This is a genomic window from Anabaena sp. UHCC 0204 (assembly GCF_009711975.1).
In the GTDB taxonomy this organism is placed as follows: domain Bacteria; phylum Cyanobacteriota; class Cyanobacteriia; order Cyanobacteriales; family Nostocaceae; genus Dolichospermum.
On record NZ_VIKW01000001.1, the window covers coordinates 195,257 to 216,852 of the forward strand.

Sequence of the window (21,596 nt, forward strand, 5' to 3'; positions counted from 1 at the left end):
ACACTATCAGACATTTAATCCAAATTTCCTATTCTTTAACTAATGACTAACATCCCCATTCCTATTTCTGGTGAATCACATCACCACGAACCGCCCCAAACCTGGAGAACATACTTCAGCTTTAGTACAGATCATAAAGTTATCGGTATTCAATACCTGGTTACTTCTTTTATCTTCTTCTTGGTTGGTGGTATCTTCGCCATGATTTTGCGCGGAGAACTCATTACTCCTGAATCGGATTTAATTGACCGCACAGTATATAACGGAATGTTCACCATGCACGGAACAGTGATGCTGTTTCTGTGGACATTTCCCTCCCTTGTGGGTTTAGCTAATTACCTCGTTCCGCTGATGATTGGGGCGCGAGATATGGCTTTTCCTCGCTTGAATGCGATCGCTTTTTGGATGGTCCCAGTGGTGGGAATTCTCCTCATGACTAGCTTCTTTGTTCCCGGTGGACCGGCTCAATCTGGCTGGTGGGCATATCCCCCCGTGAGTACCCAAAACCCCACAGGAAACTTGATTAATGGTCAAGTTCTCTGGTTATTAGCGGTCGCCATTTCCGGTGTATCTTCCATTATGGGTGCGGTGAATTTTGTCACCACCATTGTGAAAATGCGAGCGCCGGGAATGGGTTTCTTTAGAATGCCTCTTTTTGTTTGGGCAGTATTTAGCGCCCAAATTATCCAATTATTTGGACTCCCAGCTTTAACAGCAGGAGCGGTAATGTTGCTGTTTGACATTACATTGGGAACTGCCTTTTTTGACCCCACCAAAGGCGGAAATCCGGTGATGTTCCAGCATTATTTCTGGTTCTATTCTCACCCAGCGGTTTATGTAATCATTTTGCCTATCTTCGGGATTTTCTCGGAAATATTTCCCGTTTATTCTCGCAAACCTTTATTTGGTTACAAAGTCGTTGCTGTTTCTTCAATGTTAATTGCTGTAGTTAGCGGCATTGTTTGGGTACACCATATGTATGTGAGTGGTACTCCTGGTTGGCTACGGTTGTTTTTCATGTTGACAACTATGTTTGTATCTATTCCCACGGGGATTAAGGTATTTGCTTGGGTGGCAACTATTTGGGGTGGCAAAATTCGTTTAGATACACCCATGTTATTTGCTTTGGGTGCTTTGGTAATGTTTGTGTTTGCTGGCATTACAGGAATTATGCTTTCTTCTGTACCAGTGGATGTTCATGTTAACAATACCTATTTTGTAGTTGGTCATTTCCATTATGTTCTCTATGGAACTGTGACTATGGGAATGTATGCTGCTATCTATCATTGGTTTCCGAAAATGACGGGCAGAATGTTCCATGAAGGTTGGGGCAAAATCCATTTTTGGTTAGCATTTATCGGCACAAATTTGAATTTCTTACCTATGCACCCTTTAGGTTTGCAAGGTATGGTTCGCCGTGTTGCTTCTTATGCACCTGAATTAATTGGTTGGAATATTATTGCTAGTTTGGGTTCTTTTCTGTTAGGAATGTCTACTCTTCCTTTCATCTTCAATATGTTAATTTCTTGGATGGATGGAGAAAAAGCTCCTGATAATCCTTGGAGAGCAATTGGTTTGGAATGGACTGTTTCTTCTCCTCCTCCTGTTGAGAATTTTGAGGAAATTCCGATTGTTACTTGTGAGCCTTATGGTTATGGTAAGCCTGAGTTAATGGCATTTTCTGAACATGAGTAATTTGTAGGGTGCGTTGTTTTTGACGCACTTTCTCTCTGCTTTTTAATTTTTTGTTCACGCAGAGACGCAGAGGCGCTGAGAGGGAAGGAGTGTTGCTGGAGTTTGTGTTTAATGGCAACTAATAACTAATTTACTGATTTGGAAATTATGATGGATAGTTCTATTTCTTCGGAAGATTTACAACCTCATCACAGTCATGAGCATGAACATGATGAGGAAGGCAATAAAATGTTTGGTTTTATTGTTTTTCTGTTATCGGAAAGTGTCATTTTTTTGAGTTTCTTTGCTGGCTATATTATCTACAAAACTTCTGCTGTTAATTGGTTGCCGACTGGTGTTTCTGGTTTGGCAATAAAAGAACCTACTATTAATACGGTGGTGCTTGTTGCTAGTAGTTTTGTCATTTATTTTGCAGAAAAGGCTCTAGAAAGACATGATTTCAAAAGTTACCGTCTATTGTTGTTTTTAACGATGATCATGGGTGGTTATTTCCTTTATGGCCAAGCTGTGGAATGGAGTGAACTGGAATTTGGTTTTACTTCTGGTACTTTTGGCGGAATGTTTTATCTATTAACTGGTTTTCACGGTTTGCACGTTTTTACGGGTATTCTGTTACAGTTAATTGTCTTATTGCGTTCTTTCATTCCTGGTAATTTTGATAATGGACATTTTGGCATAAATGCCACTTCTTTGTTTTGGCACTTTGTTGATGTGATCTGGATTATTTTGTTTCTACTTATCTACGTTTGGCAGTAGGGAAATAATAGTATTTATTTGTGGTTCGTAGTGGGTACTTTAGTACCCGGAAAGCACTCAAGTGCTGACTACGAGCTTATTTTATTGACAAAATACTGTTTTAACTTCTCATCATTTAGCAAATGCTAATGCTTGAAAGGTGTCTGAATCAGGATTTCCAGGATTTAAGGATTTACAGGATAAGAAAATTATTGAGTGAAAAATAATCTTTGATTTCTACAAATTTATTAATCTTTTATCTGTATTAACCATTGGTTGGCTGTATTTCATAATTTAACTGATAATGTTGATCTTCAAAATTCTCAATTAGCCTTACCAATAATTCCAACAACATATTTTCTTCTGGTGTTAGATGAGAACGAGAAAGTAAATCTTCGACAACTGCTAAAAACTTCTCATTTTCTTCTTCAGTTTTGATGACTCGCGGTTGATACTGAGACAGTAATTTGCTGTAAGCTTCTGAATTATATGGATGTCGCTCTTTCATATCTGAGTTTATCCTAATTTTTAAATTTAGCTGCTTGTAAGACTTATAACATACTATTTGCAGCGTCGAAAGCATCATAAGGCGACCAAACTGGATAAAATTGATCAGCTTTAATTAAGTTAGTTTCTTCTTGCGCTAGTTCAGATATCAAAACCTGCATGATGTACAGTTTATCTGCACGGCTGAGAGTGTGTAGGGTGTTGAGAAGTCCTGTAGAAACCATTAAAAAACTCCGGTATTTTCAAGAAGGATAAAAATTTATTCTATTCCTGTTAAATTGGCAGCTTGTTGAAAATAAACATTTAACATTAAACCTATATCATGAAGAATAGCAGAATTAATATTCTTTTCTATTTCTGGTAAAAGCATTTCCTCAACAAAGATATCATATTTAAGCTCACGTATGGATAGATAATGGTAAGCTTTATTAAACAAATGTTTCAATGCCTCTCTACCCTGAAACAATCTCTTTGCTTGATCAATATCTAGCATCATAGGGTCATGAAACCAAGATTTCCATGTAATCTCTTGTAATTTATTATCGAGTATTGTTTCTAAATATTGTATTTTTGTTTGAGATTCTCCACCCTTTATTTGTATTTGGTTTAAAAACCAAATCTCAATCTCATCTAAAGAGGATATCTGATTTTGTGGTTTATCTAATTTTAATCTTTCGTAATGTTGTATAAAGCGAAATCTTAAACACTCAACTAATTCATTACATATAGAATTTTGCAAATATTCTATTAACCATTGATCTAATTGTTCTTTTGTCAATGTATTTTGTGTATTTCTTTTATATGGTTTTTTGCCTTTAGCTTGAGTAGGTAACTGATTTAAGATATTAGCTATAGTTTCAGTTTCTTCCAAAAGATAATTTTCCCATTCATGTCTAAGCCAATAGACTATTTTAGCTGCTTTATTCTCAATTAAAGTAGCATCTATTGTATGATTATCTTTATTAATTGTTTTTTGTGCTGTAAAATCTCGATCCTTAATTGCAATAACAGGTATATGTCTATGTAAACTACTCTTTCTGTATAGAATTTTAGCGATGCTATTAAAGTTTCCGCTACCACCAACCTCAATAACATCATAGTTTATCTTAGGAAGAATATTTGCTGAAATTAAATTTCCAATGGATCTATTTATAAATGAAATTTCCTTTCCTTCAATGAGGATATATAAAAAATCTTTAAATATTTCCATTATTTTTCTTCCAAATCACCCAAATTAATAATTTCCGAATCATAAAACATTTTTGCTACTGTTGGGGAATGGGTTGTAAAAATATATTGATTATTGGAGTCATCTTCTCGCAAAACTTGAATTAATCTTTTTTGCCAAGCAGGATGTAAATGTAGTTCAACTTCGTCAATGAGAACAATAGAATTTTTCGCCGTATCTGCTGCTAAACCAACCAGAATTCTTAAAATTTGATGTTCACCTGAACTCATTTGTAGTAAATCATATTCTACACCCTTTCTTTTTAGAATCAAAGTATCAGAATCTGGTCCAGACTCTAAACCTATTAATTCTGAAGGGAAGCAAATTTTATTAAATAATCTTTTAACTCTCTTCCAATAGGATTCCCCATACTTTGCCTCATTCCAAGTTAGGTCTTTTCGGTAATACTCGTTCAGCCAGGATAACATATCACTATTTGCATTCTTTTTCTCTATATTATTCAAGTTTTTTAGTAGTCGTACAGTACGTCTTTGATCTAAATAGCAAACTCCGCCAATTTTATCAAAAATTTCATAATTCTGAAGATTAGATGATACTGTTTTAGATGCACGCCCTCTTGCACCTAGAACTTGTACAGCATTATTCGGCTCATACCTAAATTCATATTGAGTTTTAGATTGGGCAAAATTTGGAAAACTCCAAATCACTTTTGCCGGACTATTTAGAGGAGGAATATCTCCTTTGGAAAAATCAAAATTTTGATTTAGCTTAAGAGACGAAAAAACCCTATTAATTGCTTCTGCTTCATTTTTTTCAATGGAATATTCAAATGTTATTTGAGCAATATTACCTCTACCTCTAACCAATTGTTGTACATTATATTCCAATCCGTCTCTTAGTGATGGTTTAGTTGGATTTTCAAATACTTTAACTACTACATGAATTGCATCTAAAATGGAAGTTTTGCCTGAACTATTCGGTCCGACAATTAAATTGATAGGTCGAGGATGACCAAGTAAATCGGTAAAATCTAAAGAAATATTTTGAATGGCACGAAAGTTTTTTATTTCCAAGAAATGTAATTTCATATACTTCGTAATTCTTGTATTTTATTTAACTTAAAATAGACGGCAAATTAATCATAATCTCTAACAAAGCTGACTGTCATTATAGCACGTTAACCTGCTATTAGGGGTGCGAAACCATTTTCCAAACCCATCCCACCAACTACCCAACAAGCGGTAAAATTAACATCCATCCCCAATTCTCTCCTTGATATGTATTGCGATTACCTGGTACAAATCCTCACAGCCCGCGTATATGATGTAGCCCAGGAAACACCACTGGAATATGCCCCTATTCTCTCCCACCGTATTAATAACAAACTCCTCCTGAAACGGGAAGATATGCAATCGGTCTTCTCCTTCAAACTGCGGGGCGCATATAACAAAATGGTCAATCTCACCCCAGACTTACTTAAACAGGGTGTCATAGCCGCTTCTGCTGGCAATCATGCCCAAGGTGTGGCTTTAGCTGCCAGTCGCTTGGGTACAAAAGCCATCATCGTTATGCCCGTGATTACGCCCCAGGTAAAAATAAATGCCGTCAAAGCCCGCGGCGGAGAAGTTGTATTACATGGCAATAACTATGATGATGCTTATGCCTACGCCCGGCAAATGGAAGCAGAAAAAGGATTAACTTTTATACATCCCTTTGATGATCCGGAAGTGATTGCTGGCCAGGGAACAATTGGTATGGAAATACTCCGCCAATATCAACAACCTATTCATGCCATCTTTGTGGCTATTGGTGGTGGTGGTTTGATTTCTGGTATTGCAGCTTATGTCAAACGGTTGCGTCCCGATATTAAAATTATTGGTGTTGAACCTGTGGACGCTAACGCCATGTATCAATCATTGCAAGCTGGGAAGAGAGTGCGGTTGTCTCAGGTAGGTTTATTTGCTGACGGTGTAGCGGTGCGGGAAGTAGGAGAAGAAACCTTCCGGTTATGTCAACAATACGTAGATGAAATTATTTTAGTGGATACAGATGCCACCTGTGCGGCGATTAAAGACGTGTTTGAGGATACTCGTTCTATTTTAGAACCTGCGGGGGCATTAGCGATCGCTGCTGCTAAAGTTTACGCAGAAAGAGAACAAATTCAAGATCAAACTCTCATCGCTGTTGCTTGTGGTGCTAACATGAATTTTGATCGCTTGCGTTTTGTGGCTGAAAGAGCAGAATTTGGAGAACGTCGAGAAGCTATTTTTGCAGTTAGAATTCCCGAAGAAAGAGGTAGTTTAAGAAAGTTTTGTGACTGTATTGGTAAACGCAATCTCACAGAATTTAATTATCGGATTGCTGACAATCAAGAAGCACATATTTTTGTGGGTATGCAAATAGAAAACCGTGCCGACGCGGCGAAAGTAGTTGAAGATTTTGAATCTCACGGTTTAAAAACCATAGATTTAACAGACGACGAATTAACAAAATTGCATTTGCGTCACATGGTAGGAGGACATTCTCCCCTTGCAGAAAATGAACTACTTTATCGGTTTGAATTTCCCGAACGTCCAGGGGCTTTAATGCAGTTTGTAACTTCTATGTCTCCTGATTGGAATATTAGCTTATTTCATTATCGCAATAATGGTGCAGACTATGGACGGATTGTAGTAGGAATGCAAGTTCCCCCCCATGAAATGGAAGAATGGCAATCATTTTTAGATACTCTCGGTTATCACTATTGGAATGAAAGTGATAATCCTGCATATAAGTTGTTTTTAGGTTAATTTGATATCAAGGTCTAAACAAGTTTATTACAGCTATTTTCAGATAAATTAACCAATTTCTTTGTTTCACGCAAAGACGCAGAGGCGCAAAGGAAGAAATATGTGAAAATTGCTGTAATTTTGGGTTTATGGGGATGATTCTAATTTACCTGAATTGTTTGCGGAGTAAAACTAGATGAACTATCCCAATAGTCTACTTTATTAATTTTGACTTTTAGTAATGCAATGTTGGGTTCATCTATTCCTTTTGGAAACCAAGTTTGTAATTTTGGTTGCCATTTTGTTTGCAGTTGATCACGATCTCTTGTTAATTGTGCTGTACCTAATATGGAAACATACCGCTGCTGAGTAGGTACAGAAAAACTAATATTCACCTGTTGATGATGTTGGATTTCTACTACTTTATGGGAATTATCTAAGGTAAAAAACCAAAGCGTCGCATTATCGTCAATATCATTCCACATTGACATGGGACGACTATGTAAACTGCCATCATCATCAACTGTGGTTAACATCCCACATTCAATCCCTTGAAGTAGTTCACGCAATTCCTGAACTTGTGGTTTTGTCTCTAAAGATTGTGTCATTATATCTTGAATTTTGATTTTATAAGGATGGGTGATATTTTTAGTGTTAAAGTTTTTTAGTTTATATACGTGAGTCTAAAGAGGTAATTATCAAAATCTGTTTTTACCAATTTATAACTAAAGAAATATACCCAATAGCAGATGGTTATTAAATGTTTTCAGTTTATTAAAATAATGAACTTGCATAAAATAAGATTTAAAAAGTAATTAACCGCAGATAAATACTGTTAATAATTATTCTATAGCGGTATGCACTCTTTGTGAGATACAGTCAGCCAATCGCCAACCCTGTAGGGGCGCAGACCCTGCGCCCTCTATTGTATTGCATCAAGGGCGATAACCGCTATATGCAGTTTCACATACAGTTGTTATTAACTCAAATTAATTACCCAATCACGTAAATGTGAATTTACTTGTTCGGGAATTTCGTCATGGGGACAATGACCGGCTGTGAGGAAATATTCTGTTAATTGGGGATAATATTCACGGAATTTTTGAGAACGTTCTCTTGCTTTCATCCAAGGATCTGCTTCTCCCCATAATAACAATAAAGGACAAGTTAACTGTTTAAGTAAAACGTCAACTTTTTCCCCTTGAGGAGTGCTAAAAACAGAAACAAATACATCTAAAGCCCCTTTGTCAAAAGCCGGACGTTGAATTTCTTCTACTAATTGATTTGTAATTGCACTTTTATCAAGATAAACCTTTTCTAAAGTTCGGCGAATTACCCACTTTTGGCGCGTATATTGAAATAATAAAGACTGGGCTAAACGTTTTTTAAATGCCCATTTAACAGGTTTTCCTAAAAGTTTTTGCAGAGGATTTGGAGAAGGTTGAATTTGATTTTCTGGTTGAGAAAATGGACCAGCACTATTGAGTAATACCACACCAGCAGCACTTTCAGGACGTTGGGAAGCAACGCATAAACAAGCATAACCTCCTAAAGAGTTACCCGCTAAAATTGTTTTTTGACCGATAACTTCACTGATAAAATCATGGAGTTGATCACGCCACAAGTCGGCGCTATACTGTAAATTAGGTTTTGCAGAACGGCCAAATCCTAACAAGTCAATGGCAAATACTTGGAAATCTGCACTCAATCCTGTGATATTCTTGCGCCAATGGTCTGTAGAAGCACCAAAACCATGTACTAAAAGTAAAGGTGGACGCTGGATTTGTGGTTCTCCTGCTTTGACATAATATACGTTATGTCCGCGCCATTGCCAGTATTGACCAGGGATAGGATTTGTAGAAGGAGCGATACTTGTTTGCATATTGTGAAGAAATATTAAGTTACTTTTATAATAATTCAGGAGTTACCCATTGACAAACCATATCAAAGCTAATTAATTTCCTATGAATTGGAGTGCTGCATTACCCACTTTTTTCATTACCTTACGCGAAGGTGTAGAAGCCGCTTTAGTGGTGGGAATTGTCTTTGCTTGTTTACAGCAAGCTCAACAACAAAAATTACACCGTTGGATATATTTAGGCGTTATCACTGCGGTAATAGCTAGTTTTGGAGTTGGGTTAATTCTCAATTTAAGTATTCAAGGATTACAAACATCTGATTTACTCTATGCACCAGTTTTCAAGCAATTGTTTGAAATGGGATTAGGGTTAATAGCAATTTCTATGCTCAGTTGGATGTTAATTTGGATGACAAAACAAGCAAGATTCCTCAAAGCTGAAATTCAAACTTCTGTAAACAGTGCTTTGAATGAAGATAAAAAAGCAGCTTGGGCAATTTTTAGTTTAATCTTTATTGCCGTTTTTCGAGAAGGTTTAGAGACAGCATTATTTATTGTTGCTCAATTTCAATCGGGTTTTATACCTGTGCTGGGAGCAATAGGAGGATTAACCATAGCAGTGTTAATTGGAATGCTGTTATTTAAGTGGAGTATCCGCATTAACCTTAGTCAATTTTTTCAATGGATGGGGATATTACTATTAACAATAGTTTCCGGTTTAGTAATTTCGGCTCTCCGTCATCTTGATGCTGCTGTCAAGGCTTTTAACCAAATAAATGCTCTAAATATTTGCCAAGGAGGAAGCAATGCTTGTGTTTTAGGTTGGCAAATTTGGGATTTCTCAGACATTTTACCTGATAAACAATTTCCGGGAATTTTGCTAAAAACCCTATTTGGATATAACCAAAAATTGTATTTAGCCCAAGCTGTAGCATATATCCTATTTTGGATTGTGATTGGTGGTTTATATTTCCGCAGTCTTAACCAAACTGCACCATTAAAACCAGCCAGTAAAGTTAATTAAATGTGAGATAGAGGTATTTTAAATATCTCTTTCTCTAAAACTCCAGTTGGGAATGACCATAATTATTCCTGTCAAAAAATCAAATTAAAATTAATAACTGTAACTTTTCATAAAAGCTTAATGGTAAATTAAATTATGAGATAACGAATAAATAAACATTAATAAAAATGATTACTGGAAAAACTAAACTTTTGGGAGTGATTGGACATCCTGTGTCACATTCCCTTTCCCCATTGATGCACAATGCAGCTTTGGCTAAACTGGGATTAGATTATGTGTATTTGCCTTTTCCCGTTGCACCGGAGAATTTGGAGAGAGCGATCGCTGGTTTTGCTAGTATTGGTGTAGTAGGATTTAGTATCACTATTCCCCATAAACAAGCAATATTGCCGTTATTATCCGAAGTTTCCCCCATTGCTCAAGCTATCGGTGCTGTGAATACTGTCACTCGTCAAGGTGATAAATGGGTGGGGACAAATACAGATGTAGAAGGATTTATTGCTCCTTTACAAACAACATATCATCAAGATTGGAGTCAGAAAAAAGCGGTAATTTTAGGAAATGGTGGTGCAGCGCGGGCTGTGGTTGCTGGTTGTATTCAACTCGGTTTGGCAGAAATTCACGTTGTCGGGCGTAATTTCCAGAAATTAGAGGTATTTAGTCAAAGTTGGCAAAATTCACCCTTTGCAGACAAATTTCATGTCCATGAATGGCGAGAATTACCAAACCTACTCCACCAAGCTAACCTGTTGGTAAATACAACTCCTATGGGAATGTATCCCCATGTGGAAGAATCGCCATTAAGTAATCAAGAAATGGGTTATTTGCCTGATGATGTTATTGCTTATGATTTAATTTACATCCCTAAACCCACCAAATTTTTGCACCAAGCCGAAAAACAAGGAGCAATTATTATTGATGGTTTAGAAATGCTAGTCCAACAAGGTGCAGCAGCCCTAAAAATCTGGTTACAACAAGAAACAGTCCCCGTCACCGAAATGCGTCAAGCATTGCAAAATCATTTGGAGATTTGAAGAAGGAGGTAGGGGCGCAGGGAGCAGGGGAGCAGGGGAGTAGGGGAGTAGGGGAAAAGAATTATTACTCTTACCAATCACCAATCACCAATCCCCAATTGTCAATTGTCAATTGTCAATTGTCAATTCCCTAATCTGGTTTCCGCATATACCTTTCCTGTCCTTGGGAATTATAAATAAATAGAGACAGTTGGGAATTTTGACTAATGACTTTGAGAGCTTCTTGTAAACTTTGGAAATGACCTTGCATTTCGGGATTATTTGCTTGCAACAATTTGTCATACTCAGGAGTTAAACGAACACTAACTTGCTGATTAGTGACAATAAAAGTACAAATCTTAATGGTACTGGTACAAGTGCGATTGAGTTCAACGCGAGTTTGAGTTAAGTCACCATAGACTTGTAATTGGTCCTTTGCCTGTGCCAAAGATGCTGTATAGGGTTCAACTAGGGCTGTAGCTTGATTGAAATAAAAACTATCTTGGGGTATTTTTTTAGCAGTGTCTAAAGCTTGCTGCCAAGAATTGATGGCGGCTTGCCATTGATTTTGATTACCATAGACCTTTGCTTGATTGGCGGCTTGAATGGCTTGTTGATAGGATGTTGCCGCTGATTGTTCTTTTTTGGCGCGATCGCTTACAACCAGGTTTTTTGCTTGATAATCTGCTAAGAGTTGGCGTGCTTCTTCAGATCCTAAACTATTGATAGGGATAGTTTTTAACGTACTAATTGCCGTCCGAAAATTAGATTCTACCTGTTGCCAATCAGCAGCAGTTTTAGCAGTGGCTTGACGTTTTGTCGCTGTTTCCCCGGAAGTTTTAGCAGTGGCAATTTTTTGTAGCCATGTTTCTTCTTTCACTAACTGCTGAGTAACATTTTTTAACCCATTTTGATAGCTTGGTAAATTTGCCTGTACCAATCCATAGAGTTCATGACTAGGTTTAATGATCTCTACTGCGGTGATTGCCTGTCTCCATAGCTTTTGTTGATTGCGTAAGTCATCCAAACTCTTCGCGGGAGTTTGCCCACTTTTTTGGGCAGTGGATGCCGTCTGTAAAGCCTTGACTACCTGATTTATCTTTGTAGACTGTGCCGAAAACTGATTAACTAATTCTTGCGATTCTTGATACCGGGGAGACCACTGAGGAATTTTTTGCAAATCTGCAACTACTCCATCTAGTTGTTGTTGCAGTGCTAACAAGTCTTTTTCCGATTTAGTTCGCTTGAGTTGAGGCTGATAATCATTTTTAAATTGTTGGGCAGTTTGTAATTCTTTACACTCAGAAATAGCACAAGCCCGATGGAGGACGAAAACACCACCCCCAGACAGGAGTGCAATAACCGCCGCAATACCGATAATTATAGGTAGAGGGGGGAGTGCCAGCGATAACTGTCTTTTTCGAGGTTTATCGGGGATATTGGCAAAAGGATCAAACTTTTCCTCTTCTTCCGCTGATTCATCTTCATCTAGATCAAAAGATGGATTGTATAAAATTGAATCTGCTGATGGAGAATCTTCTAAGGAAGGTTCTGCGGGACTGGAGAAAAATGAATCAGCAATGGGTTCTTCGCTGTCTTCTAGTTCTATGTCTGTAAATGCTGGTAGTGATGGTTGCTGAAGATCAAGCGGTACAAACTGTGTGTCTCCACCATTTTCAATAGGATTAAATTGCGTGTTTCTCCAACTTTCACTTTCAGGTTCTGCTTCTGACTCTACTGTGGGAATGGGAAAATCGAGGAAATGTTTAGCATAGGGCAGCTTTTCTCCAGAAACTCTCAAGAAAAATTGTACCCGTTGAGTTTGGTAGTTGAATTGCCATTGTAGTGCTTGTTCTAACACCTCAAATACTTGCTGTGTGTCAACCGTTACACCAGGAAGATGTTGAGTTAAAATCATCAATTCATCATTTTTGATAGCGCATTTCACTTGGAAATCCTGACTGTCTGGGACTTGGGCTACCAATCTTTCCTGCAAAATATTGCCTAAAAGTTGTAAATCTTCTTGTGGAACTGTTACTTTCATAAAGCGTTACCGCCACTCTTTCTATATAGTTTTGATTATCAAGGGGATTGAGAACTGGAGATTGGGAATGGGAAAATTTTCACATCCAATAGAATCAGTTTCTAGCACAAGGTTAAATTTGTCACGAAAAACACACTCAAGGAGTAATTATTCAGACTTCTATTTTTTTATACAGCTAGATTATAAATTAGACAATCCAATGGCAAAATTAATTTTTTAGTTAACCAAAGTCAAATTCTATAATCTTAGGTATTGTACAAAATATCAGATAGCATCAGAGAAAGCGCGTTAGACTTGTCAATACAAGGTGTGTCTCAATGGATTTATTGGAGTATCAAGTTAAAGAATGGTTTGGTAAAATCGGGATTCCTGTCTTACCATCCCAAAGAATAGATCATCCTACCGAGTTAAAACGGTTAAAGATTAGTTACCCAATTGTGCTGAAATCCCAAGTACAAGCGGGGGAAAGAGAAAAAGCAGGTGGAGTCAGAATTGTTGAAACAACGATAGATGCGATCGCCGCAGCGCAAAATATATTTAATCTCCCAATTTGGGGACAATTGCCAGAGGTGTTACTGGCAGAATCCAAGTATGATGCTCATGAAGAGTTTTATCTAGCTGTAGTCTTAGATACCGCTCTGTCTCGTCCCGTTTTGTTGGGTTGCAAAGAAGCAAATATTGATTGGGAAACAGCAGGAGAAAACATTCAGCACGTAGTTGTAGAACAGGAATTTTCTCCATTTTATGCTCGACGACTGGCTTTGAAAATGGGTTTGCAAGGTGCGTTGATGCAGTCTGTGAGCGATATTGTTGAGAAGATGTACCAGTTATTTGTCCAAAAAGATTTGGACTTAATCGAAATTAATCCCTTGGGTGTGAACTCTACTGGTCAAGTAATGGCTCTCAATGGTAAGGTCAGGGTGAATGAACGATCAATTAACCGTCATCCCGAAATAGCCGAGATGGCTGCCAAAATGCTGAGTCGTCCTCATGGTAATGCCAAAAAGAACGGCTTGTTGGATAGCTGGGATAGCTTAGAAATGCGTGGTAAAATAGGTATATTAGGTAATGGTAAAGGTTCTGTATTAACAACATTGGATGCGGTGGTTAATGCTAGTGGCAAACCTAGTAAATGTATTAATTTACGCCATTCTTTCATGAGTGATACTGCACCGACAACTTTTGGCGATCGCCTCGTCACCAGTCTGAAAACTTTGGCTAGTGATCAGAATATTCAAGTTATTCTCATCAACTTCGTGGGGACGATTCCTCAAGTTCACCAATTTCCGGAAATTATTACCAACTTTCTCCAATTAGATAGAAGTGAAATCACATCAGATGTATCAGCTACCAATGGTAATAATCCGCCGCTTGAATTACCACATTTAGTCATCCGTTTAGCAGGTGCTGAATTTAATGATGCTAGAAAATATTTAGCTACATTCAAAACCACTCATCAATCACTCATCGTTGTAGAAAATTTAGATGCAGCCGTTAAGGAAGCAGTTCGTTTAGCAAAGTTACCTGTAGTTAAAAAGGGGAGTAAGTAATTATCAATTGTCAATTATCAATTATCAATTACGAATTATGAACTTAACGCCAGAAAGTAAAGTTTTAATCCAAGGCTTTTGTGAATTTATATCTGCAACTCATATAGCCCAAATGCAAGCTTATGGTACAAATTTAGTAGCAGGTGTTAGTCCTGGCTGTGGAGGACAGAAAATATATGATCTACCAGTATTTGATTTAGTAGAAGAGGTTGTTTCCAAGTTTGGACAAATTGACACAGCAATTATATGTGTTCAACCTTATCAAGTTTTGGATGCAGCATTAGAAGCGATCGCTTCTAATATCTCCCAAATTATCATTATTACCGCTGGTGTACCACCATTGGATATGGTGCAACTACTTCGCAAAACCGAAGCTTGTGAAACTTTAATTATTGGACCCAATAGTCCAGGAATTATTGTCCCTGGAAAAATTCTTTTGGGTACTCAACCTAGCGAATTTTATAAACCTGGTTCTATAGGAATTGTCAGCCGTAGCAGTACCCTTACTTATGAAGTAGCTTGGGAATTAACAAAGGTAGGTTTAGGACAATCCATTAGTGTCAGTATTGGTAGTGATGCTATTGTTGGTTCTTCATTTCTTCAATGGTTACAAATTCTAGATGAAGATGAAACTACAGAAGCCATTGTTTTAATTGGCCAACCCGGTGGAGGAAGTGAAGAAGCAGCAGCACAATACATTCTTGAAGCCATTGATAAACCTGTAATTGCCTATATTGCAGGTAGACACGCCCCACCTGTCCAAAATTGGCAACAAACAGGAACTTTAGCAACTGTAATTGGACGTTCTCCTAATTTTGGAACACCAGCCAGTAAAATAGCTGCTTTTGAATCCGCAAAAATTCCTGTCGCTGATCGTCTCTCTCAAATTCCTGAACTTTTGAAGAAGGTAATGGGTAATTGACAATTGACAATTGACAATTGACAATTGACAGGTGATTGGTGATTGGTGATTGGTGATTGGTGATTGGTGATTGGGTAATTTGATTTCTTCCTTCTTCCTGTACTCCTGTAAGGACGAACCATTCGATGTAAGGGCGAAGCATTCGGAAAATAAACTTGGGAAAAACCCGATATTTATCGCCCGAATGCTTCGCCCCTACTTGGAAAAAACAGATATTTATCGCCCGAATGCTTCGCCCCTACTTGGAAAAAACCGATAATTTATCGCCCGAATGCTGATGCTTCCAGCTCCCGTTAGGGATACGCCCCTACGACTCCTGATCAAATATCTTCCTGGTATTTCATTAATAAACTGGGAAGATAATCATATCCATCAACACCAATAACAGCAATTATTTTAGGACGATGTTGTTGCAGGAATAATTGAAATTTATCTCCACCAATTTGTCCCTTAATTATTGTTAATAAACCTGCGGGTTGTCGCCATTCATCAGCAGCAATTTGTTCTAGAAGATACATTCCTAAACTACCAGTATAAATTGCTTTTTCATAATTGGAAATATGATAATTAGCTTCAGCTAAATATGCTAAATTTCTACCTTGGAGATACAAATCACCTGAGATTTGGGCAGTTTTAAAAGCATTTTCTAAATATTTAATAGCTGTGGCATATTGTGTAGTTATTAAATAAGCAATACCTAAACTACTAAAACACAAAGCTTGACTTTGTAAATCACCTAACTTTTCTGCCAATTTCAAACCTTGTTCTAGGTAATTAATTGCTAATTCATAAACTTCAGTTCTGCTATTTTGTGCTTGTTTGGCTTGCATAACTTCGCTATAACCTAAGTTTACTAAAGCATTGGCTTCTCCAGTTTTATCACCTGTTTGTCTACTAAAAATTAATGCCCGTTGACTATAATTAATTGCTTCACCATAATTTTCTTGTTGAACGTAAGTACGACTCAGGTGATTAAGATTGGCAATTTCACAGGTTTTATCTCCGGCAGTTCTAGCGATTTCTACAGCTTGTTGATGGAAATTAAGCGATCGCTCATACTTTCCTAAATTACGCTGAGAATAACCCAACAAGGTCAAAATCCGGGCTTTTTCTTGCGTCTTTTCCACTGAACGCAAAGGTGCATCTAAATAATCCAAAGCATCCCGCAAATAACTTCCAGAAAATGAAGCGAAAATCCCCCCATAAAGAGGAAAATAAGGGCGTTGGGCAAAGGTTCGTAAAATCTGAAGCATTATTTGGGAAGCCCCATTACTGTATACTGCTTGATTTTCAAACCCGCTGGCTAATTGACTCCAAATTACTGCAAAGGTTAAAAATGTGGAAATAGATAACTTTGGACCAGCGGTAATATCATAAGCTTGTTGATCGAACCAATTAATTAAACCCCGTTGCAAAAATTGTAAAACAATTGCTAATTCTACCCAATTACTCAGACTAATTACCTGCTGTTTTTGAACAAATTCTATTGCTGATTGTTCTGTTGCCAGAGTATGAAAAAATGCTTGAGAGAATTCACTATTTACGACTTTAGCCCAACTTGCCCAAGGTCCTTGTTCACCTGGTACACCTCCAAATCCTAGAGAATTCTTTTTTTCATACATCCAATTCAGTAAGTTTGGTTGGAGTTTTTGCCAAGTAGCAATACCGCTATTAATCCCATCAGCAATTTGTTGAAAATCTTCATTCGCAGTCGCAAATTGTCGCAAAGATTTGGCTAATTGTTGCAGTTGAGATAGATTTAAGGGATACTTGAGATTAGGATCAGTAGCCCGTAGAAAAGCTGTTAAACGCTCATCTGGATTTGCGGTGGTAATTTCGCGGATAGATAAAGCGATCGCTTCTGTAATTTTATTTTGTTCTTGCCAGCGTTGCCATTGAGTTTGAATCGTTTTTACAGCCCGTAAACTCCGCGTGGCTTTAGCTTTTTTCAGTTCATCCGTTTCTGTATCTACTTGAGATTGTAAAGCATTCAAGCGATCGCTCAAAACTAACTCAAACACTTCCCCAGTCCCGGAAGTGATGCCTTTGAGTAACATTTGATATACTTGTTCTACAGAACTAATCTTACCCTTGAGGGTAGTTTCGATAATTTCATCAATTACAGCAAGATATTGATCTTGTAATGGCAGAGAGTCTGACACTTTAGTTAATATAAAAAATCACAACAACTTCTATTGTATAGCAATATCTTCGCCATTTTTTTTGTAGCTTGGTTCGAGTGGCGCAAAACCCAACAAATACCTATGTAAATAAAAAAATATCCTTATACAAATCCCCATAATTCTAATTATGGGGATTTCCCTATTCCCTGTTCCCTGTTCCCTGTTCCCTTGTGATAACGACAATTTTTAACGCCAACCTACTTAATTTACTGATCTTCTAACTGACTACTAAATTGTTTAGGAGAACGTCGTTTTAACTCCACCGACTCAGATCGAGGTAATAAGTCAAATACTTCTCTCAACTTATCGTCTATTTTCTCAAAAGGAACTTGACCTTTTTCATTCAAGACTACCTTACCCGACTGATCAAAGACTACAACTTGAGGAACACTTCCTGAATAGTAATATCCTGGTTCTGTGGGTTGATAGGTCTTGTCAGCTAAAATAGTATCAACGCCGATAGGAATAACCTCCGCTGCACGGCCATAGAATGCTTGCACCTCGGAAACAACTGGTGCATATTGTTTACAATCCCTACTATCATCAACGTAAAATGTCACTATCGCTGGTTTATGTTGGGCTAAATTCTGAGCTAGTGTCTCTTTAGAAGGAACTAAAGAACCATTACCAGCATATATTACAAAAATATTACCATCATATCGGTCATCCTTAATACCTGCCAATGCTGGCTGCATACTAATAAAGAATAAGCAAACAAGCAGCAATAGGCATTTAGACACTAACTGTCGCCAATTAGTAATTATTTGAGTTTGTAAAAAAAGCCACTTTATGCTATTCATCAACAGAAACCTTCTAAGCTATTATTTGTTCTCAGTTTGTGCTGAACTGATATTAATTGAGTTGGATATATACAGCAGGGAACAGGGAATAGGGAACTCTTAACTAGGTTGAATATCTCCTGGTACATAGCTTTGTTCTTAAATTGTTTACCTGCAATCTGCTGTAATTACACGCGCACACTATTTTTTAAGATAACCCTTACAGGGACTATATCTCAAAAACATCTGATATTTACAGCAACTTGCAGATCAATGAGGTAGAAAATCTAAATTGAAACCTAGACACAAATCCAGTTTTACTCGGTGACTCCTGACTCGGTGACTCCTGCTGTATAAAGAAAAAATTATTCGTCAGTTATAACGTCTCGACTGGAGATGTCTTTTTAGTGTTATGTTCACTAATTAGTTAAACTTGCAAAATTCAATTTGCAATTACAGGTTATTACTAAATCATCACTGTGGGCAAGAAAATAAGAGTTATAGATAGACTACGCTTGGGTTTTGCAGTATCAATAGCAAAAAGCGTGACTTTTTTAGTCAGGTTACTTCGTCTTGGTGCTGCTAGTGTCTTACCAGGTTCTATTGCAAGACGCATAGAACCCCGCATTTTGCAATTGTTGAGTCAGCAGGTAAAAAATGGAGTGATTCTCATTGCGGGAACGAATGGGAAAACCACTACTGCATTGCTGTTATGTACCATTTTAGAGCGGAAAGGTTTCCGTGTCGCCCATAATTCTACAGGTGCAAATCTAGAAAATGGTTTAGCGACAGCTTTCATAGACAATGCTAATCTACTGGGAAAGCTGAATATAGATTATGCAATTTTGGAAGTTGATGAAAATATAGTTCCCAAAGTTTTAAAACCGCTGCAACCTCGGATTATTCTCTGTTTAAATCTGTTCCGTGACCAACTGGATAGGTATGGGGAAGTTGATAGTATTAGTAAACGATGGACAAAGGTTATTTCTACTTTACCAGAAACAACAGTAGTTATTCCCAATGCTGATGATCCGACTTTATCATATTTGGGTCAACAGTTACCTCAACGGGTTTTATTTTTTGGTTTGCATGAACCCGAAAATTATTTAGAAGCAATTCCTCACGCTGTTGATTCTATCTATTGTCCCCGATGTGGGCATTCTTTAGATTATCAAGGCGTTTATTTGTCCCATTTAGGAGATTTTACTTGTCCTAGTTGTGGTTTTAGTAAAAGCCAACCTGCTTTAGTCAGTCAGGAATGGTCACAAATTCTTGTTGGTTTGTATAACAAATATAATACTCTAGCCGCAGCCACAGCGGCAAAGGAATTGGGAATTGATGAAATTAGTATCAGAGATACAATTAGCAATTTCCAAGCGGCTTTTGGTCGTGCGGAAGACTTAGTTATTGACGGTAAACGGGTGAAAATTTTATTATCGAAAAATCCCGTAGGAACAAATGAAACTATTCGTGTCGTCACTCAAAGTAGCGATAAAACTACTTTATTGGTGTTGAATGACCGAACACCAGATGGTACTGACGTATCATGGATTTGGGATGTGGATACAGAAAAGTTAGTAGAACGGGGTGGAACTTTGGTTGTGAGTGGCGATCGCGTGTATGATATGGCTTTACGGTTGCGTTATAGTCAAGAATCTATCAAGAGTGACATTAACCTCATTGTAGAGTCAGATTTACGGCAAGCGATCGCCACTGCTCTAGAACATACACCAGCAAACGAAACTTTACATATTCTCCCCACCTATTCAGCCATGCTAGAAGTACGAGAAGTATTGACTGGTAGAAAAATTCTCTGATCATTAAAAATTGACAATTGATAATTGTCAATTTTTAACGAACTAATGACTAATGACTAATAATTAGCTATGCTATATCAGCAGCAGTGTTTATGTGTGAATCATGAAAATAGTCAAACTGATTTTGCTTGCTTTTCCCGTGTTTTTAGCATCTCTGCTATTACTAGTTAATCCCGCACACGCTTCCAGATTCAAAGCTACACCCGCTGCACAGATGATTGTGGTGACATCTACTCAAGCAAATTTTGATCTAGCGACACCACAAATAAATAAGATCACACATTTATCCATAGACTCAACTGGTTGTAGTTGTGCTAATTGTGTTCAGACTAATTTACAAAAATTACAAGGTAAATTACCCATGGTGAGCATTTAATAAATTAGACTCATCCATGTTTTGGAGACACAGATTTGCTGTGTCTTTATTAATTTATATAAGTAATTATGTTAGAAAAAAAATTATCTACACATTTATTAAAAACTACAATTCTGGGTTTAGTCGTAAGTTTATTTGGCTGTGGTAATCAAACTATCAGGACAACATATAATTCCAGAAATTTAACTATTAATCATAACTTACCCTCAGTAGTAGCAACTAATAGCATCATTTGTGATTTAACAAAACAAATTGCTGGAGATACCATAAACTTAACTTGTTTAATCCCTTCTGGTATGAATCCCTTAACTTATCAACCCATACCAGAAGATATTCAAGCCATTGAAAATGCTAATTTAGTTTTATATCATGGTTATAACTTTGAGCCGAGTTTGACAAAAATTATTAAATCTACTCAAAACTCTAAACCCAAAATTGCTGTTGCTCAAAGTGCAGTCACCAATCCTATCAAAATTCAACAAATAACTGAACCCCATGTTTGGCATAATCCTAATAATACTATTAAAATGGTAGAAATAATTAATAGTAACCTAGTTAAACTAGTCCCCAAAAATCAAAATATTTATAATAACAAAACAGAAAAATTAACTCAAGAAATCAACCAAATTAATAATTGGATTAAAGTCAGACTAGCGAGCATTCCTGCGAAAAACCGTAAATTAATTACATCTCATGAAGCCATGATTTATTATGTCAAAGCTTATGATATTCCCTATACAGGAAGTTTAGCAAATGTTAACCGTGTAGAAAAGTTGACAGATACAAAAGTCAAAAATTTTGCTAGAGATATTCAAAAAGCTCAAGTACCCACAATCTTTGCAGATAAAACTACAAACTCTAATTTGCTTGTACCTATAGCCAAAAAAGCTAAAGTCAAAGTTTTTGAAAGACCACTATATATTCATGGACTAGGTGAACAGGGAAGTGACGGAGAAACCTATCAAAAAATGATGGCTGCTAATACAAGAATAATTGTAGAAGGATTAGGAGGAACGTATTTAAAGTTTGAGTTGAAAATTTCTCAAAATATGGATAAAAAATGACTGAGAATTATTGGTATTTGCTCGAGAAATATCCTCAAAACATCATGAATTGGGAAACCTACACCGTACAGT

General features: G+C 37.1%; 19 protein-coding genes. 10 read left to right on the forward strand and 9 right to left on the reverse strand.

Annotation, left to right across the window (positions count from 1 at the left end):
• Nucleotides 1-42 precede the first annotated feature (42 nt).
• Both ctaD and FJR04_RS00915 read left to right on the forward strand, forming a co-directional pair.
• Nucleotides 43-1,695 (forward strand): cytochrome c oxidase subunit I, encoded by a 1,653-nt coding sequence (ctaD, locus tag FJR04_RS00910; RefSeq protein ID WP_168490924.1) that lies wholly within the window; start codon nucleotides 43-45, stop codon nucleotides 1,693-1,695.
• A gap of 150 nt (nucleotides 1,696-1,845) precedes the next feature.
• The gene (locus FJR04_RS00915; protein ID WP_168491160.1) at nucleotides 1,846-2,451 is read left to right on the forward strand and encodes a heme-copper oxidase subunit III; all 606 of its coding nucleotides are present in this window, start codon (nucleotides 1,846-1,848) and stop codon (nucleotides 2,449-2,451) included.
• Between the two features lie 244 nt (nucleotides 2,452-2,695).
• Here the strand turns inward: FJR04_RS00915 and FJR04_RS00920 are convergent, their stop codons facing one another.
• Genes FJR04_RS00920 through FJR04_RS00935 form a run of 4 tightly spaced genes read right to left on the reverse strand, consistent with a single transcriptional unit; the run spans nucleotide 2,696 to nucleotide 5,214 of the window.
• Nucleotides 2,696-2,938, reverse strand: coding sequence for a transcriptional regulator (locus FJR04_RS00920; protein WP_168490926.1), 243 nt, complete (start codon nucleotides 2,936-2,938; stop codon nucleotides 2,696-2,698).
• 43 nt (nucleotides 2,939-2,981) lie between these two features.
• Entirely contained in the window at nucleotides 2,982-3,161 is a 180-nt protein-coding gene (locus FJR04_RS00925; protein WP_168490927.1) for a hypothetical protein, read from the reverse strand.
• 35 nt (nucleotides 3,162-3,196) lie between these two features.
• Nucleotides 3,197-4,147, reverse strand: coding sequence for a hypothetical protein (locus tag FJR04_RS00930; RefSeq protein ID WP_168490928.1), 951 nt, complete (start codon nucleotides 4,145-4,147; stop codon nucleotides 3,197-3,199).
• Nucleotides 4,147-5,214 (reverse strand): AAA family ATPase, encoded by a 1,068-nt coding sequence (locus FJR04_RS00935; RefSeq protein ID WP_168490930.1) that lies wholly within the window; start codon nucleotides 5,212-5,214, stop codon nucleotides 4,147-4,149. Before FJR04_RS00935 ends, FJR04_RS00930 begins: the two co-directional genes overlap by 1 nt.
• Nucleotides 5,215-5,403: 189 nt before the next feature.
• On the opposite strand from FJR04_RS00935, the gene ilvA reads away from it, so the two are divergent.
• Nucleotides 5,404-6,915 (forward strand): threonine ammonia-lyase, biosynthetic, encoded by a 1,512-nt coding sequence (gene ilvA, locus FJR04_RS00940; protein ID WP_168490932.1) that lies wholly within the window; start codon nucleotides 5,404-5,406, stop codon nucleotides 6,913-6,915.
• A gap of 140 nt (nucleotides 6,916-7,055) precedes the next feature.
• Here ilvA and FJR04_RS00945 read toward each other — a convergent pair whose 3' ends face one another.
• Both FJR04_RS00945 and FJR04_RS00950 read right to left on the reverse strand, forming a co-directional pair.
• On the reverse strand, nucleotides 7,056-7,502 hold the full coding sequence (locus tag FJR04_RS00945) for a pyridoxamine 5'-phosphate oxidase family protein (protein ID WP_168490934.1): 447 nt from the start codon (nucleotides 7,500-7,502) through the stop codon (nucleotides 7,056-7,058).
• A 371-nt stretch (nucleotides 7,503-7,873) separates the two neighbouring features.
• Nucleotides 7,874-8,776 carry an alpha/beta fold hydrolase gene (locus FJR04_RS00950; protein ID WP_168490936.1) on the reverse strand — a complete coding sequence of 301 codons (903 nt, stop codon included), beginning with the start codon at nucleotides 8,774-8,776 and terminating at the stop codon, nucleotides 7,874-7,876.
• 82 nt (nucleotides 8,777-8,858) lie between these two features.
• Here FJR04_RS00950 and FJR04_RS00955 point away from each other — a divergent pair, with 82 nt between their 5' ends.
• A complete protein-coding gene (locus FJR04_RS00955) occupies nucleotides 8,859-9,776 on the forward strand; it encodes an FTR1 family protein (protein ID WP_168490938.1) in 918 nt (305 codons plus the stop codon).
• Between the two features lie 167 nt (nucleotides 9,777-9,943).
• On the forward strand, nucleotides 9,944-10,810 hold the full coding sequence (locus FJR04_RS00960; RefSeq protein WP_168490939.1) for a shikimate dehydrogenase: 867 nt from the start codon (nucleotides 9,944-9,946) through the stop codon (nucleotides 10,808-10,810).
• Nucleotides 10,811-10,940: 130 nt separating this feature from the next.
• On the opposite strand, the gene FJR04_RS00965 is transcribed toward FJR04_RS00960, so the two are convergent.
• Nucleotides 10,941-12,833 (reverse strand): hypothetical protein, encoded by a 1,893-nt coding sequence (locus FJR04_RS00965; RefSeq protein WP_168490941.1) that lies wholly within the window; start codon nucleotides 12,831-12,833, stop codon nucleotides 10,941-10,943.
• 317 nt (nucleotides 12,834-13,150) lie between these two features.
• Between FJR04_RS00965 and FJR04_RS00970 the strand changes: the two genes are divergently transcribed.
• Nucleotides 13,151-14,383 carry a succinate--CoA ligase subunit beta gene (locus tag FJR04_RS00970; RefSeq protein WP_168490942.1) on the forward strand — a complete coding sequence of 411 codons (1,233 nt, stop codon included), beginning with the start codon at nucleotides 13,151-13,153 and terminating at the stop codon, nucleotides 14,381-14,383.
• A 37-nt stretch (nucleotides 14,384-14,420) separates the two neighbouring features.
• Nucleotides 14,421-15,305, forward strand: a complete 885-nt coding sequence (locus FJR04_RS00975; protein WP_168490944.1) for a CoA-binding protein — start codon at nucleotides 14,421-14,423, stop codon at nucleotides 15,303-15,305.
• A 320-nt stretch (nucleotides 15,306-15,625) separates the two neighbouring features.
• Here FJR04_RS00975 and FJR04_RS00980 read toward each other — a convergent pair whose 3' ends face one another.
• Both FJR04_RS00980 and FJR04_RS00985 read right to left on the reverse strand, forming a co-directional pair.
• Entirely contained in the window at nucleotides 15,626-17,467 is a 1,842-nt protein-coding gene (locus FJR04_RS00980; RefSeq protein ID WP_168490946.1) for a tetratricopeptide repeat protein, read from the reverse strand.
• A 227-nt stretch (nucleotides 17,468-17,694) separates the two neighbouring features.
• A complete protein-coding gene (locus tag FJR04_RS00985; protein ID WP_168490948.1) occupies nucleotides 17,695-18,288 on the reverse strand; it encodes a thylakoid membrane photosystem I accumulation factor in 594 nt (197 codons plus the stop codon).
• Nucleotides 18,289-18,746: 458 nt separating this feature from the next.
• Between FJR04_RS00985 and FJR04_RS00990 the strand changes: the two genes are divergently transcribed.
• From FJR04_RS00990 to FJR04_RS01000, 3 genes are all read left to right on the forward strand, one after another.
• Nucleotides 18,747-20,084, forward strand: coding sequence for a Mur ligase family protein (locus FJR04_RS00990; protein WP_168490950.1), 1,338 nt, complete (start codon nucleotides 18,747-18,749; stop codon nucleotides 20,082-20,084).
• Between the two features lie 103 nt (nucleotides 20,085-20,187).
• Nucleotides 20,188-20,460, forward strand: coding sequence for a hypothetical protein (locus FJR04_RS00995; RefSeq protein WP_168490952.1), 273 nt, complete (start codon nucleotides 20,188-20,190; stop codon nucleotides 20,458-20,460).
• Nucleotides 20,461-20,528: 68 nt separating this feature from the next.
• On the forward strand, nucleotides 20,529-21,524 hold the full coding sequence (locus tag FJR04_RS01000; protein ID WP_174763485.1) for a metal ABC transporter solute-binding protein, Zn/Mn family: 996 nt from the start codon (nucleotides 20,529-20,531) through the stop codon (nucleotides 21,522-21,524).
• Nucleotides 21,525-21,596 lie beyond the last annotated feature (72 nt).

What these genes read in the sequence shown, in the direction of transcription:
- ctaD (WP_168490924.1), top strand. Translation starts at nt 43, where the DNA reads ATGACTAACATCCCCATTCCTATTTCTGGTGAATCACATCACCACGAA.
- FJR04_RS00915 (WP_168491160.1), top strand. Translation starts at nt 1,846, where the DNA reads ATGGATAGTTCTATTTCTTCGGAAGATTTACAACCTCATCACAGTCAT.
- FJR04_RS00920 (WP_168490926.1), bottom strand. Translation starts at nt 2,938, where the DNA reads ATGAAAGAGCGACATCCATATAATTCAGAAGCTTACAGCAAATTACTG.
- FJR04_RS00925 (WP_168490927.1), bottom strand. Translation starts at nt 3,161, where the DNA reads ATGGTTTCTACAGGACTTCTCAACACCCTACACACTCTCAGCCGTGCA.
- FJR04_RS00930 (WP_168490928.1), bottom strand. Translation starts at nt 4,147, where the DNA reads ATGGAAATATTTAAAGATTTTTTATATATCCTCATTGAAGGAAAGGAA.
- FJR04_RS00935 (WP_168490930.1), bottom strand. Translation starts at nt 5,214, where the DNA reads ATGAAATTACATTTCTTGGAAATAAAAAACTTTCGTGCCATTCAAAAT.
- ilvA (WP_168490932.1), top strand. Translation starts at nt 5,404, where the DNA reads ATGTATTGCGATTACCTGGTACAAATCCTCACAGCCCGCGTATATGAT.
- FJR04_RS00945 (WP_168490934.1), bottom strand. Translation starts at nt 7,502, where the DNA reads ATGACACAATCTTTAGAGACAAAACCACAAGTTCAGGAATTGCGTGAA.
- FJR04_RS00950 (WP_168490936.1), bottom strand. Translation starts at nt 8,776, where the DNA reads ATGCAAACAAGTATCGCTCCTTCTACAAATCCTATCCCTGGTCAATAC.
- FJR04_RS00955 (WP_168490938.1), top strand. Translation starts at nt 8,859, where the DNA reads ATGAATTGGAGTGCTGCATTACCCACTTTTTTCATTACCTTACGCGAA.
- FJR04_RS00960 (WP_168490939.1), top strand. Translation starts at nt 9,944, where the DNA reads ATGATTACTGGAAAAACTAAACTTTTGGGAGTGATTGGACATCCTGTG.
- FJR04_RS00965 (WP_168490941.1), bottom strand. Translation starts at nt 12,833, where the DNA reads ATGAAAGTAACAGTTCCACAAGAAGATTTACAACTTTTAGGCAATATT.
- FJR04_RS00970 (WP_168490942.1), top strand. Translation starts at nt 13,151, where the DNA reads ATGGATTTATTGGAGTATCAAGTTAAAGAATGGTTTGGTAAAATCGGG.
- FJR04_RS00975 (WP_168490944.1), top strand. Translation starts at nt 14,421, where the DNA reads ATGAACTTAACGCCAGAAAGTAAAGTTTTAATCCAAGGCTTTTGTGAA.
- FJR04_RS00985 (WP_168490948.1), bottom strand. Translation starts at nt 18,288, where the DNA reads ATGAATAGCATAAAGTGGCTTTTTTTACAAACTCAAATAATTACTAAT.
- FJR04_RS00995 (WP_168490952.1), top strand. Translation starts at nt 20,188, where the DNA reads ATGAAAATAGTCAAACTGATTTTGCTTGCTTTTCCCGTGTTTTTAGCA.
- FJR04_RS01000 (WP_174763485.1), top strand. Translation starts at nt 20,529, where the DNA reads ATGTTAGAAAAAAAATTATCTACACATTTATTAAAAACTACAATTCTG.